This is a genomic window from Burkholderia sp. HI2761, assembly GCF_002223355.1.
In the GTDB taxonomy this organism is placed as follows: domain Bacteria; phylum Pseudomonadota; class Gammaproteobacteria; order Burkholderiales; family Burkholderiaceae; genus Burkholderia.
Genome location: NZ_NKFN01000004.1, coordinates 283,876 through 298,105, shown reverse-complemented (window position 1 = coordinate 298,105; position 14,230 = coordinate 283,876). Strand labels below are relative to the sequence as shown.

Annotated in this window: 12 protein-coding genes; 7 read left to right on the top strand and 5 right to left on the bottom strand. The window is 67.9% G+C overall.

All coding sequences use genetic code 11. The annotated features are described in order from the left end of the window. Positions 1-7 precede the first annotated feature (7 nt). Positions 8-1,579, bottom strand: a complete 1,572-nt coding sequence (gene xdhA / locus CFB46_RS07965) for a xanthine dehydrogenase small subunit (RefSeq protein ID WP_089499690.1) — start codon at positions 1,577-1,579, stop codon at positions 8-10. A gap of 337 nt (positions 1,580-1,916) precedes the next feature. Between xdhA and CFB46_RS07960 the strand changes: the two genes are divergently transcribed. Continuing rightward, entirely contained in the window at positions 1,917-3,131 is a 1,215-nt protein-coding gene (locus CFB46_RS07960) for an MFS transporter (RefSeq protein WP_089499689.1), read from the top strand. Between the two features lie 15 nt (positions 3,132-3,146). Here the strand turns inward: CFB46_RS07960 and CFB46_RS07955 are convergent, their stop codons facing one another. From CFB46_RS07955 to CFB46_RS07945, 3 genes are all read right to left on the bottom strand, one after another. Continuing rightward, on the bottom strand, positions 3,147-3,740 hold the full coding sequence (locus CFB46_RS07955; RefSeq protein ID WP_089499688.1) for an RES family NAD+ phosphorylase: 594 nt from the start codon (positions 3,738-3,740) through the stop codon (positions 3,147-3,149). Positions 3,741-3,749: 9 nt separating this feature from the next. Then, entirely contained in the window at positions 3,750-4,445 is a 696-nt protein-coding gene (locus CFB46_RS07950) for a hypothetical protein (RefSeq protein WP_227789549.1), read from the bottom strand. 85 nt (positions 4,446-4,530) lie between these two features. Further along, positions 4,531-5,421, bottom strand: coding sequence for a DMT family transporter (locus tag CFB46_RS07945; protein ID WP_089499687.1), 891 nt, complete (start codon positions 5,419-5,421; stop codon positions 4,531-4,533). Between the two features lie 143 nt (positions 5,422-5,564). Between CFB46_RS07945 and CFB46_RS07940 the strand changes: the two genes are divergently transcribed. Beyond that, positions 5,565-6,500, top strand: a complete 936-nt coding sequence (locus tag CFB46_RS07940; RefSeq protein WP_027783669.1) for a helix-turn-helix domain-containing protein — start codon at positions 5,565-5,567, stop codon at positions 6,498-6,500. 27 nt (positions 6,501-6,527) lie between these two features. On the opposite strand, the gene CFB46_RS07935 is transcribed toward CFB46_RS07940, so the two are convergent. Further along, a complete protein-coding gene (locus tag CFB46_RS07935; RefSeq protein ID WP_027783668.1) occupies positions 6,528-7,739 on the bottom strand; it encodes a pyridoxal-phosphate-dependent aminotransferase family protein in 1,212 nt (403 codons plus the stop codon). A gap of 751 nt (positions 7,740-8,490) precedes the next feature. Here CFB46_RS07935 and CFB46_RS07925 point away from each other — a divergent pair. From CFB46_RS07925 to CFB46_RS07905, 5 genes are all read left to right on the top strand, one after another. Further along, positions 8,491-9,474, top strand: a complete 984-nt coding sequence (locus CFB46_RS07925; protein WP_027783667.1) for a LysR family transcriptional regulator — start codon at positions 8,491-8,493, stop codon at positions 9,472-9,474. Positions 9,475-9,504: 30 nt separating this feature from the next. Continuing rightward, on the top strand, positions 9,505-10,503 hold the full coding sequence (locus CFB46_RS07920) for a 2-hydroxyacid dehydrogenase (protein WP_089499686.1): 999 nt from the start codon (positions 9,505-9,507) through the stop codon (positions 10,501-10,503). Between the two features lie 172 nt (positions 10,504-10,675). Next, the gene (gene bluB / locus CFB46_RS07915; RefSeq protein WP_089499685.1) at positions 10,676-11,425 is read left to right on the top strand and encodes a 5,6-dimethylbenzimidazole synthase; all 750 of its coding nucleotides are present in this window, start codon (positions 10,676-10,678) and stop codon (positions 11,423-11,425) included. Between the two features lie 221 nt (positions 11,426-11,646). Then, a complete protein-coding gene (locus tag CFB46_RS07910) occupies positions 11,647-12,816 on the top strand; it encodes an MFS transporter (RefSeq protein WP_089499684.1) in 1,170 nt (389 codons plus the stop codon). Positions 12,817-12,909: 93 nt separating this feature from the next. Then, positions 12,910-14,070: an MFS transporter gene (locus CFB46_RS07905; RefSeq protein WP_089499683.1), complete on the top strand. Its 1,161-nt coding sequence runs from the start codon at positions 12,910-12,912 to the stop codon at positions 14,068-14,070. Positions 14,071-14,230: the final 160 nt, after the last annotated feature.

The following is a 14,230-nucleotide window of genomic DNA, read 5'->3' as shown; positions in this document are numbered from 1 at the left end:
TCCGTCTTCAGACGCGCGCCGCGTCGTGGGCACTTTCAGCGGCAACTTCGGCGGCCACTTCGCGCACGTTCAGCGCCTGCGGCGGCAGCGGGTCGTGCGGACGCGTCTCCAGCCAGAATCGGTACACCAGGTTCTTCGCGGTATCGAGGCGATACGTGCTCGTCGCGCGCATGTCGGACAGCGGCTGGTAGTCGCGCTCGAGCGCCTGCATCGCGGCCTGCGCGGTGGCTTCGTGCCACTGTGCGCCGTCGAGCACGGCTTCCGTTTGCGCCGCGCGCTTCGGTGTCGCGGCCATTCCGCCGAACGCGATGCGCGGCTCGCGGATCGTGTCGCCGTCCGCGATGAACGCGAAGGCCGCGCATACCGCGGAAATATCGGAGTCGAACCGCTTCGACAGCTTGTACGTGCGGAACTGCAGCTTTTCGCGCGCGCCGGTGCGGGTCGGCACCTTCACGCCGACGACGAATTCGTGCGGCGCCATGTCCTTCTGCTGGTAGCCCGTGTAGAGCGCCTCGAGCGGCAGCTCGCGCACCGTGTCGCCGCCGCGCAGCATGACGCGCGCGCCGAGTGCGATCAGGCCCGGCATCGAATCGCCGATCGGCGAGCCGTTCGCGACGTTGCCGCCGAGCGTGCCCGCGTTGCGGATCGGCAGCGACGCGAAGCGCTTCCACATCTCGGTCAGCTCCGGATACGTGCCGGCGAGCGCCGCATAGGCCTTCTCGACCGTCACGCCCGCGCCGATCTCGATCCAGTCGTCGCCGTCAACGATCTGCTGCAGTTCGGCGATCTGGCCGACGTAGATCAGATCGTCGAGGCGGCGCATCTGCTTGGTGACCCACAGGCCGATGTCGGTGCTGCCCGCGAGAATACGCGCGTCGGGGCGCTCGGCCTTCAACGCGGCCAGCGCGTCAAGCGTGCGCGGCGCCGCGAAGCGCGCGCCGTTGACCGTCGTGTAGTCGAACGTGTCGTCGCGCTTGAGCGACGCGAGCGTGCGGGCGAGCGCCGCCGTGTCGACCGCCGGCGACGGCGCCGGCGCGCCTTCGCCGGCCACATCGAACATCCGCACCGCCGCGTCGACGATCGGGCGATAACCGGTGCAGCGGCACAGGTTGCCCGTCAACGCATCGGCGATCTCGGTGCGCGTCGGCACGTCCTTCGCCTTCGCGCACGCATTGCCGCAGCCTTCATGGCCGTGCTTTTCATACAGCGCCCACATCGACATCACGAAGCCGGGCGTGCAGAACCCGCATTGCGAACCGTGGCAATCGACCATCGCCTGCTGCACCAGATGCAGCGCGCCGTCCGGCCGGCGCAGGTCCTCGACCGTCAGGAGCGCCTTGCCGTCGAGCGTCGGCAGGAACTGGATGCATGCGTTGACGGCCTTGAACTCGACCGCGCCGCCATCGGTCAGCTCGCCGACGACGACCGTGCACGCGCCGCAATCGCCTTCCGCGCAGCCTTCCTTGGTGCCGGTGCAATGCGCGTCCTCGCGCAGGTATTGCAGCACGGTGCGGGTCACGTCCGCGCCGCTGACTTCGCGAATCGCGTGACGATGGTAGAAGCGGATCGGCTCACTCATGTCTCGGTGTTTCTTCAAATTGGGGGGCAAGGCGGCCCGCGCGGAGCGCTCGACCGACGTTTTTCCGACAGTTTGAACGCTATCACCGTCAAATTCCGCAACCCATAGCCCATCACGCATGCGGCTCATATAACTGCCGCGATATGCGCGCCCGGCCGGCCGCTCCCCTTGCCGCACGGGGCGCTCCGTCCGTTCCCGGCGTCCCGCCACCACTGGTCCTCTTCCCGAACGGGGCGTGATTAACTAAACGGTACCTGCGGGAAAACCGGTTCCATGGGAAAATCCCGATTCCTTTTTCCGCCGTTTTTCCGTTCGATTCGCCATTCGTTCCGACCCCATGTCAACCGATTCCGCCACACCGCCGCGCAGCGGGTTCGCGCTCACGCTGCAAATCGTGTCCGTCGTCTGCTTCACGTTCATCTGCTACCTGACCATCGGCCTGCCGCTCGCGGTACTGCCGGGCTTCGTCCACGACGACCTCGGCTTTTCCGCGATCGTCGCGGGCGGCGCGATCAGCGTCCAGTATTTCGCGACGCTGGCGTCGCGGCCGCTCGCCGGGCGCCTCGCCGATACGCTCGGGCCGAAGCAGACGGTGCTGCGCGGGTTGATCGGCTGCGGCGTGTCGGGCGTCCTGCTGCTCGTCGCGCTGCTGCTCGCGCACTGGCCGGTCGCGAGCCTCGTGCTGCTGATCGCGAGCCGGCTCGTGCTCGGCGTCGGCGAAAGCCTGTGCGGCACCGGCGCGATCCTGTGGGGCATCGGCCGGGTCGGCGTCGCGCACAACGCGAAGGTGATCTCGTGGAACGGCATCGCGACCTACGGCGCGCTCGCGCTCGGCGCGCCGGTCGGCGTCGCGATCGCGCATACGCTGAATCCGGCGCTGATCGGCGTGATCGTGATCGCGCTGGCCGCGCTCGGCTTCTACCTCGCCCGCCTGATCGCTTCGGTGCCGCTCGTGCACGGCGAGCGGATGTCGTATGCGAGCGTGTTCACGCGCGTGCTGCCGCACGGCCTCGGCCTCGCGCTCGGCTCGGCCGGCTTCGGCTCGATCGCGACCTTCGTCACGCTGTACTACGCGGCGCGCCACTGGCCGAACGCCGCGCTGTCGCTGACCGTGTTCGGCACGCTGTTCATCGGCGCGCGCCTGCTGTTCGCGAACACGATCAAGACCCACGGCGGCTTCCGCGTCGCGATCGTGTCGTTCGCGTTCGAATGCGCGGGCCTGCTGCTGCTGTGGCTCGCGCCGGTGCCGCACGTCGCGCTCGTCGGCGCGGCACTGACGGGCTTCGGCTTCGCGCTGATCTTCCCGGCGCTCGGCGTCGAGGCCGTCGCGCTCGTGCCGCCCGCGAGCCGCGGCGCGGCGCTGTCCGCGTATTCGGTGTTCCTCGACCTGTCGCTCGGCATCACCGGCCCGCTCGCCGGCTATGTGGCCGGTGCGTTCGGCTATCCGCAGGTGTTCCTGTTCGCGGCGGTGGCGGCTGCCGCGGGCGTCGCGCTGTCGATGGTGTTGTATCAGCGGCAGGCGCGTGTTGCGGGGAGCGGCGCGGCGGCGTGAGAGACGTGACGCGCGTCAACGCAGCAGCACATTGAAGTCTCGCAATACGCGGGCCGCATCGGGATGACGCCTGAACGGAACGGCGCTCCCGAGCGAAAGCGTCGGCGCGGCACGATCGAAGAGCACGAGCGCTTCCGACGTGTTGAGATGGCGCGACATGTACAAAAATCCGTCGACGCGACGGGGATGCCGGTGGACGGCAAGCGACCACTGTTGCGGAACGTCGTACGGCGCGATGGTCGACAATGCGCCGTCACCTCCAAGGTTTTTCAGCGGCAAGCCGTGCAGGACGGCTACGGTCAGCGGCGCGCCGTCAAATGAAAGGACGTGGCGATCGAGTTCGGTCGTCACGAGCGGAAAACCGCCCAGCGTCAGATCGGCGACTTCGTCATGCAGCACCGTCTCGGCGAATGCGCAATGCAGATCAAAGCCGAAATAGCTGGTGCCGTACCGCTGCCGCTTGCGCGGATCGTCGAAGCGATTGCCGCCGGACTTCCCGAAGTAAGGCTCGCCGGTCGCATATCGCGAGATGCGCACCAGCGTTGCGGGCGCAACCTCGCGGATGACGAGCGTCGCGCTCACGAAATGCTCGCCCGGTGCCGTCAGCAAACGCGGCTCCTAGCGTTCGCGGAACGCCGCGGCGGCGCGTTCGACATCGTCGAGCTTGCCACGCGACAGCGCGACGAGCGGGGTGACGCTGCCCAGCGACGCCTTGGGCGTCGTGAAGAACTGCCATTTGCTCCAGCCGGGCAAGTCGCCGAGACACTGCGTGACCCGCCCCAAGGTCTTGCGGTCGACGTCTCCCGCCAGATAGAAAGCCGGATAGTACTGTGCGGCGCCGACCTCGACCGCAAAGATACGCCCCGACGCGACCGCCTTGCTCAGCGCCTGCCGCGTCATGCCGAGCCCTGTCCAAGTCTGCGCGGCGGACAGCAATCGGCCATCGGCAACCAGCACGCGCCGTTCGGCCTGCACCTGCCGCTCGACATCGGCGACGCCGGCATCCGCGCGTGCAGCCGCCCCCGGCTTCCGCCGGCCGGACGGCTTCCTGTCGCGTGTCGCGGCAGCGGCGATACCGAAGGTGATCGTACCGGCCAGATCGATGACCTGCGCGATGCCCACCTTGAACAGGTGCCCCAGTTGCTCGTCCGACAGCGCGAGCAGTGCGCGGGCGCGCTCGGGACCGAGCATGGTCGCGGCGCCGACCGCGCTGCGCAGCGCCTCCTCCGTCTCGACATCGAGAACGGCGGCCGCGCCTTCGAGCGCATGAGCTTGCGTGACCATCCTGACCTCCTGATCCAACCGGAAGATCAAGCGTAGCCCCGAATCGAAACCAAGTCAACCAAGTCAACCATCTCGATCGGCTTTCCGAGCCGCTCTTGTCGCCGTCGGTATTGCGTCACGCCGTCCGCAGAAACAACCGACGCGTGAGATCGAATGCGACGAGATTGCCGGCCACCACGAGCAGCAGCCCGATCACCGCGAGCGGGGACCATTGATAGCCCTCGAACACCGTCGACACGGCCAGCGCGACGATCGGGAACAGCACGGTGCAGTACGCGGCGCGCTCCGGCTCGATCCGGCCGACGAGCGTCAGGTAGGCGGTGAAGCCGATCACCGAGCCCGGCACGGCCAGGTACACGAGCGCGCCGAGATAGCGCGGGCTCATGTCGAGCGTGAACGGCATCCCGGCCACCGCGCTGCCGACGGTCAGGAGCGCCGCGCCGATCAGCATCGCCCAGCCGTTGGTCGCGAGCGGGTGCAGCCCCATCGACTGCATCCGGCTCGACAGCAGGTTGCCCGCCGAGAAGCACATCGTGCCGGCGAACGCGATCGCGAGCCCGATCCACGTCGCGTGGTCGTCGAGATGGCCGGCCATCTGCTGCCAGAACAGGCAGGCGATGCCGGTCAGGCCGAGCAGCGCGCCGGCGATCGCCGACGGCCGCAGCGGGCGGCCCATGAACAGCCGGCCGTTGATCGAGTTCAGCAGCGGCGCGGTCGAGAAGATCACCGCGACGAGCCCGCTCGGCACGACCTGCTCCGCATAGTAGAAGCACAGGAAATTCAGGCAGAACAGCGCGAAGCCTTGTGCGACGAGAAAGCGCCACGCTTCGCGCGGCGGGCGCGCCGGGCGGCGCATCACGCGCAGCAGTGCGAACAGCACGGCGGCCGCGAGCCAGAAGCGCCACGCGATCGACACGGGCGGCGGCACCGCGCCGAGTTGCCACTTGATCGCGATCCAGGTGGTGCCCCAGATCAACACGGTGACGAAATAAAGCGACAGGTTCATGGCGGCAATCCGGGAAGTCGGGTGAATCGGCTGAATCGGGATCCCGACTATGCCGCCGCCCCGCGCGTGCCGATTGTCCGGAATTGCGGTCTTTTTCGGGACGCCGCACGCGCCGTCGCGCGGCCGCTTATACTCGGCCCATCATGAGCCTCTCCCTCAGCGCCCCGCCCGTCGACCGCGCCGCCGCCCTGGCCGGCGGCGATCTGCCGTTCGGCCTGCAATCGGTCTGCCGCACGCTCGCCGACGCGAACGCGACGCTCGAGCGCTTCGCGTGGCTAGGCGACCATCTCGCGATCGCCGAATGGACGCGGATCACCGACGAAAGCGAGACGGTGTACGAGCAGCCCGGTCACCACACGCTGTCGTGCTACCTCGACGGCGGCTACCGGACCGAGCGCCAGCGCGTGCCGCGCTACGGCGCGCCGAGCCTGCTGTGCGCATTGCCGGGCGACCACGAATCGCGCTGGTGGGTGCGTGGCGAAATGCATTTCATCCACCTGTATTTCCTGCCCGAACACTTCACGCAGCGCGCGATCCGCGAACTCGACCGCGAACCGCGCGAACTGAAGCTCGCCGATCGCACCTATTTCGAAGATGCGCGCGTCGCCGCGCTGCTGCGCTCGCTCGCGCTCGACGGCTGGGACGATGCCGACGACCGGCTGCGCGTGAACGAAACCGCGCATGACGTGCTGAGCCTGCTGCTGCGCGGCCAGAGCACGACGCGCACCGACACGTCGTTCCGCGGCGGGCTCGCGCCGGCCGTGCGCCGCCGCGTGCGCGACTACATCGACACGTATCTGACGCAGCCGCTGACGCTCGGCGAACTCGCCGAGGTCGCCGCGCTGTCCGAATACCATTTCTCGCGGATGTTCCGGCTGTCGTTCGGCCGCGCGCCGCACGCATGGGTGGCCGAGCAACGGCTCGCCCGGGCCCGCGAGCTGCTGCGCACGACGGCGCTGCCGCTCGCGCAGATCGCGGCCGACTGCGGCTACGCGAACGCCGGCCACTTCAGCCATCGCTTTCGCGACGCGCACGGCACGACGCCGAATACGTACCGGCGCGCGATGCAGGGCCGCTGAGCGCGGCCCCTCGCCGCTTTTCCGTGCTTACGCGCCGCGCCGCGACAGTTCCTGCTCCAGCGCGGCGACGCCGGCCGGCAGGTCGACCGGCACCTTCAGGTCGACCATCGTGCGGCCGAACGCATGCAGCGTGCGGAACAGGTTGTGTTCGCGGCACTGCTCGCCCATCTGCCCGATCCGCACGATCGGCAAGCCGAACGAACCCGAGATCTCGACCTGGTACTGCTTCGAGATATGGCCGCAGACCATCCCGGGCGTGAGCCCCTCCGGCGTCTCGATTCCGACCACCGAATTGAGCCGGCAGTCCTTCGGCGCATAAAGCTTGAGCCCCATCGATTCGACGCCCGCCTGCAGCGCCAGCGAGCAGCGCAGGTGGCGCGCGAAGCGGCTTTCGAGCGTCTCCGCGCAGACGAGCCGCAGCGCCTCGTGCAGCGCGAGCACGCCCGACACGGGCGCCGTGTAGTGATAGCCGGCGTTGTGCCAGAAGTTCTCCGCGAGCGCCATGTCGAGGCACCAGTGCGCATTCGGCTCGGGGCGATTCTTCATGCGGTCCCACGCGGCATCGGAAAACGCGATCAGCGACACGCCGGGAATCGACGACAGCCCCTTCTGACCGCCGGTGATCACCGCGTCGATGCCCCACGCATCCATCTCGAGCGGCATCGTCGACAGCGTGCACACCGCGTCGACGACCACCAGCGCGCCGGCCGCCTTCGCGAGCGCGGCGATGTCGCGCAGGTCGCGGTTCCAGACGGTGTTCGACGTCTCGCCCTGCACGATCGTGACGATCTCGGGCCGCTCGCGCGCGATCGCGTCGGCGATCTCGTCGAGGCTCGCGACCGCGCGGTCGGCGACTTCGAGCGTCGCGACGTCGGCGCCGACGCGCGTGGCCATCTCGGCCATCCGCGCGCTGAAGAAGCCGTTGCGGATCGACAGCACGCGCGTGCCGCGCCATGCGAGATTCGAGATCGCCATTTCCATCGCGGCCGAACCTGGGCCCGCGACGCCGAGCACCCACTTCGTGCGGGTCTGGAACACGTAGCGCGCCATCTCCTTCACCTGCTCGATGATCTTCGCCATCGTCGCGCCGAGGTGGTTGATCACGATCGTGTTCGCCTTGGCCACGGCGGCCGGGATCGGAACCGGGCCGGCCCCCATCATCAGCAGCGGTTCTTCGGGCAGGATCGCGTCGAGCGGCACGACGACGGGACAGGGAATCGGCGAATAATCGATGGACATGGCTGGAAAAAGATGAGGAAAGAAAGTGCTCGGACGGCTGCAGCACGGTACGGCACGGCGAACTGATCGATCATTCCGCGTTCCGCCGCCCCGCGCAAGAGGCACGCACGTCCGGACCGCACGACGCCGGCCCGGTCGCCGGACCGGGCCAGCCGGCCGCGCACCATTCGCGCCACGACCTGCCGGATTGAAAAGGGATTGCCGGCCGGTTCCGAAACGGTTCCATTCGGGTTCCGCCTGCGCGATTTTCTTCGCCAATATCAGCAGCGATTCGCGGAAACCGGCGGTTCAGCCCGATTCTCGGATCGAACGGAATGGACCGGCCACGTGATACAAATCGCGGAGCGAATTCGACACACAAAATCCGAACGTGGAAAAAACATCCACTATTGCCGCATGTATTGGGGAACGACTCCGAAACTGCCGCGTCACGGCCTAGCCGACCTTGAACTCATCTTATTGATTTAAATAGAAAATATCCGCATCCTCGACGCATATCCCAATACCGCGTCGGTTTTCCGGAACGCCCTTGCTGCATTGCAACGTTAAACGGGTACTCGCGATTTCGATTTTACGCAAGCCGCCCATTTTCTCAGGTTGACGGATATAGGTTCTGTATTGAACAATCGTCTGCGGAATCGAAATTCGATTTTCGATACGAGGGAGAGCTGGGGCCGCGCAATGCGCTTTCGATGTTGTGCGGCGATAAATCACAACCAAAATCAATCAACCGGGCCAGAAATACGCAGCCATGAACCAGATTCAGACCATGCGTGTATTCGTCTGCGTCGCCGAGCAGCAAAGCTTTCGGCGCGCGGCGCACCATCTCGGCGTGTCCAATGCGCTCGTCACGCGTTCGATCGCGATGCTCGAGGGCCACCTGAACACACGGCTGATCCATCGCACCACGCGCAACCTGTCGCTCACCGAGGCCGGCGTGCGCTACCTCGATGGTTGCCGTGCGCTGCTCGAGGAGTTCGACCACCTCGAATCGTCCGTCGCGCATGCGGTGCGCGAACCGGCCGGCACGCTGCGCGTCGTCGCGTCGGGGCTGATGTCGCCGCTGGCGCTGACGCCGCTCGTCAGCAGCTTCCGGCACCGCTACCCGGAGCTGCGCGTGCAGCTGACCGTCGCCGAAGGGCCGCTCGACGTGCTCGAATCGGGCTACGACGTCGGCATCGTCACCGGCACCCGGCTCGACGGCAACCCGTCGCTGATCGGCCATGCCCTTGCGCCGAACCCGTTCGTCGCATGCGCGGCGCCGGCCTATCTCGACCGCCGCGGCGAGCCGCGCGTGCCCGACGATCTACCGGGTCACGACTGGGTCACGCTCGCGTCGCACCAGCACGCCCCGACGTGGCAACTGGTCGGTCACGACGGCGTCGCCCATTCGGTCACGGTGCGCCCGGCCTGCACGGTCAACCAGCTCGCGCTCGTGCAGGCGGCGGCCGTGGCCGGCGCCGGCATCGCGGTGCTGCCCGAGCCGTGCGTGGCCGACGCACTCAACCACGGCACGCTCGTGCGCCTGATGGCCGGCTACCGGATCGACGATCCCGACGCGCAGCTGTCGCTCGTCTATCCGAACCGCCAGTACGTGCCGGCCCGCACGCGCAGCTTCGTCGAGCACGCACTCGAGCACTTCGGCGCGCCGGCCTCCCGCGAGCGGACGGACTACGGCTTCCTGCGGCCGGGGCGCGGGCCCGAACACGCCGACATCGTCACGGGCCTGCAGTAAACTGCGCGCGTCAGCCAGTGGAGGTGCAGCGTGCGCGTGATCCTGTTCAGCAGCCGGCAGTACGACGACGATTCATTCACCGCCGCCAACCGGCAGTTCGGCTATCGGCTGCACTTCCAGCCGTCGCACCTCGACGCGGAAACGGCGATCCTCGCGCACGGCTATGACGTCGTCTGCCCGTTCGTCAACGACACCGTCGACGCGGCCGTGCTCGAACGGCTCGCCGACGGCGGCACGCGGCTGATCGCGCTGCGCTCGGCGGGCTTCAACCATGTCGACCTCGCCGCCGCCGAACGGCTCGGCATCGCGGTCGTGCGCGTGCCCGCGTATTCGCCGCATGCGGTCGCCGAGCATGCGGTCGCGCTGATCCTCGCGCTCAACCGCCGCCTGCCGCGCGCCGTCGCACGCACGCGCGAAGGCGATTTCTCGCTGAACGGCCTGCTCGGCTTCGACCTGCACGGCAAGACCGTCGGCGTGATCGGCACCGGCATCATCGGCAGCGTGTTCGCGAAGATCATGATGGGCTTCGGGATGCACGTGCTCGCACACTCGGTGCCGCCGTACAACGACGAGCTGATCGCGTTCGGCGTGCGCTACGTCGAGCTCGACGAGCTGCTGCATCACGCCGACATCGTCAGCCTGCATTGCCCGCTGCTGCCGTCGACACACCACCTGATCAACGAACGAACGCTCGCGCGGATGAAGCACGGCGCGATGCTGATCAACACGGGGCGCGGCGGCCTCGTCGATGCGCAGGCGCTGGTCGACGCGCTCAAGAGCGGCCAGCTGGGCCATCTGGGGCTCGACGTCTACGAAGAGGAAAGCGGGCTTTTCTTCGAGGATCACTCCGACCTGCCGCTGCAGGACGACGTGCTCGCGCGCCTGCTCACGTTCCCGAACGTGATCGTCACGTCGCACCAGGCATTCTTCACGCGCGAGGCGCTGGCCGAGATCGCGCACACGACGCTGCTGAACATCGAGGCGTGGCATGCGGGCGCTCCGCAGAACGTCGTGGCGGCAAATCGCTGAGAAACAGCCCGTTTGATGCCCCGCGGCGCATCCGCAATCGTTTGCTTGTGGTTGTTGCCGTGCACCGTACCCTATCTCGTCAACAATTCAGTGCATTGTTTCGAATGAAGTAACGTTTCGTGCGCGCCGTCTGATATCGTTGCGCCGACGTCCTTCCCTGCCTTTGCCGCTCATGCGTTTCGACGATTCCGACCTCGCCGCCGTCTACCGCGCCATTTTCGAACGGCGCGACATGCGCCACTTCACGCCGGCGCCCGTCGATCCGGCCGTGCTCGCGCGACTGCTACGCGCGGCGCACCACGCACCGAGCGTCGGCTTCATGCAGCCGTGGCGCTTCATCCGCATCAGCGATCCCGCCTTGCGCACCGCCATTCACACGCTGGTCGAGGCCGAGCGCCGCGCGACCGCCGACGCGCTCGGCGAGCGCCAGGACGAATTCATGCGGCTGAAGGTCGAGGGCGTGCGCGAATGCGGCGAGCTCCTCGTCGTCGCGCTCGCCGACGGCCGCGAGCGCCATGTGTTCGGCCGCCGCACGCTGCCGGAGATGGATCTGGCATCCACCGCGTGCGCGATCCAGAACATGTGGCTCGCGGCGCGCGCGGAAGGCCTCGGGATGGGATGGGTGTCGCTGTTCGACGTCGATGCGCTGCGCACGCTGCTGCGGATGCCCGACGGCGCGAAGCCGATCGCCGTGCTGTGCGTCGGGCACGTCGATGCGTTCTATGCGAAGCCGATGCTCGAGGAAGAACGCTGGGCCGCGCGCATGCCGATCGAAGCCTGCCTGTTCGAGAACGGCTGGGGCGATCCGGCGGCGATCGACGCGGCCGCTTCGGCTGCCGTGCCGCCGGATACGGCTTCGGACGCCCAAACGGGAACCCCGTCGGACGCCATGCCCGACAGGTCGTCCGAACGCATCGCCTGATCCACGGCCGGCAGCCGTCGTCATTCCGGCGCTGAATCGCTGCATATCCCACACTGTGAGCTTCCCGCCTGCCATCCCGTCGCACGCCGGCAACAACCGTTTTGGCCCCAAGCATAGGGGTTTTCACTGAAGTAGAATCGCGGCTGACGTTCGCCTGACCGACCGCCCGTCCCGCGCATCCTGCGCCTGGCTCGAGCGACATCTTTTCCGAGCCTATCGCGATGCCCTTGCCTCTTTTCGCCCTTGCCGTCGCCGCATTTGGAATCGGTACCACCGAATTCGTGATCATGGGTCTGCTGCCGAACGTCGCGCGCGATCTCGGCGTGTCGATTCCGGCCGCCGGGATGCTCGTATCGGGCTACGCGCTCGGCGTGACGATCGGCGCGCCGATCCTCGCGATCGTCACTGCGAAGATGCCGCGCAAACGTGCGCTGATGGGCCTGATCGGGCTGTTCATCGCGGGCAACCTGTTCTGCGCGATCGCGCCCGGCTATGCGGTGCTGATGGCCGCGCGCGTCGTCACCGCGTTCTGCCACGGGGCGTTCTTCGGCATCGGCTCGGTGGTCGCGAGCAACCTCGTCGCGCCGAACCGCCGCGCGCAGGCGATCGCGCTGATGTTCACCGGCCTCACGCTCGCGAACGTGCTCGGCGTGCCGCTCGGCACCGCGCTCGGCCAGGCGTTCGGCTGGCGCGCGACGTTCTGGGCCGTCACCGGCATCGGCCTCGCCGCGGCCGCCGCGCTCGCGGTGTGCCTGCCGAAAAACCTCGCGATGCCCGACACCAGCATCACGCGCGAATTCAGCGTGCTGAAGCACCCGCAGGTGCTGATGGTGCTCGGTATCAGCGTGCTCGCGTCCGCGAGCCTGTTCAGCGTGTTCACGTACATCACGCCGATCCTCGAGGACGTGACGGGCTTCTCGCCGCGGCAGGTCACCTACGTGCTGCTGCTGTTCGGCCTCGGGCTGACGGTCGGCGGCACGCTCGGCGGCAAGCTCGCCGACTGGCGCCGGATGCCGTCGCTGATCGCGACCCTCGCGCTGATCGGCATCGTCCTCGCGCTGTTCGCGGGCACGATGCATCTGCCGTTCGCCGCGCTCGCGACGATTTTCATGTGGGGCATCCTCGCGTTCGCGATCGTACCGCCGCTGCAGATCATGATCGTCGATCGCGCAAGCGACGCGCCGAACCTCGCGTCGACGCTGAACCAGGGCGCGTTCAACCTCGGCAACGCGACCGGCGCGTGGCTCGGCGGAATGGCGATCGGCTCCGGCGTGTCGCTCGTGAACCTGCCGTGGGTCGGCGTCGCGATGGCCGTCGCGGCGCTCGCGCTCACGCTGTGGTCGGCGTCGCTCGAACGCCGCCCGGTGGCCGTGCCGACCGAATACGTGTAACGCAATCCTGCCGCGATCGTTGCGTACGCAACTCCATTCAAGTGTGACGGCCTTCATGGACCTTTCAACGGTCGCGGTGTAGCATCGCGGCCGATGAAAGCCATTCTCAATCGCGATTTCCTCGCGTTGATCCTGAGCGTCGCGGTCGTCGGCCTCGGGACCGGCGCCACGCTCCCGCTTACCGCGCTCGCGCTGACCGAAGCCGGACACGGCACCAACGTCGTCGGCATGCTGACGGCCGCGCAGGCCCTCGGCGGCCTCGCGATCGTGCCGTTCGTCACCGCGCTCGCGCGGCGCATCGGTGCGCGCCGCGCGATCGTCGTGTCGGTCGTGCTGCTCGCGGCGGCCACCGCGCTGATGCAGTTCACGTCGAACCTGATTCTGTGGGGCGTGCTGCGGGTGCTGTGCGGCGCCGCGCTGATGCTGCTGTTCACGATCGGCGAAGCATGGGTCAACCAGCTCGCCGACGATTCGACGCGCGGCCGCGTCGTCGCGATCTACGCGACCAATTTCACGCTGTTCCAGATGGCGGGCCCGGTGCTCGTCAGCCAGATCGCGGGCGCGACGAGTATCCGCTTCGCACTGTGCGGCGCGCTGTTCCTGCTCGCGCTGCCGACGCTCGCGACGATCCGCCGTGCGCCGCTCGCCGGCGACGACGGGCATCACGAAGCGCACGGCCGCTGGCGCGACGTGCTGCCGCGCATGCCCGCGCTGATCATCGGCACCGGCTTCTTCGCGCTGTTCGACACGCTCGCGCTGTCGTTGCTGCCGCTCTACGCGATGGATCACGGCATCGCGAGCGCGACCGCCGTGCTGCTCGCGTCGATCATGCTGTTCGGCGATACCGCGATGCAGTTCCCGATCGGCTGGCTCGCGGACAAGCTCGGCCGCGAACGCGTGCACCTCGGCGCCGGCTGGATCGTGCTCGCCGGCCTGCCGCTGCTGCCGTTCGTCATCGCGAACCCGTGGCTGTGCTGGCCGCTGCTGTTCGTGCTCGGCGCGGCGGCCGGCAGCATCTACACGCTGTCGCTCGTCGCGTGCGGCGAGCGTTTCCGCGGCGCGGCGCTCGTCACCGCGAGCTCACTCGTGTCGGCGTCGTGGAGCGCCGCGAGCTTCGGGGGCCCGCTGGTTGCGGGTGCGTTGATGGAGCAACTGGGCAGCAACGCGCTGGTCGGCGTGCTGGTCGCCTGCGTCGCCGCGTTCGTCGTGGCCGCGTTGTGGGAACGACGCGCGGCAGTGCAACGCGCGGTCTGATTCGGGTTGGCGTTGGCGTTGGCGTTGGCGTTGGCGTTGGCGTTGGCGTTGGCGTTGGCGTTGGCGTTGGCGTTGGCGTTGGCGCACAGCATCATGCACCGATACGCATCGGCCCGCTCGCGCCCATCCTCCATAAACGAAAACGGCCCGCGCAATGCGA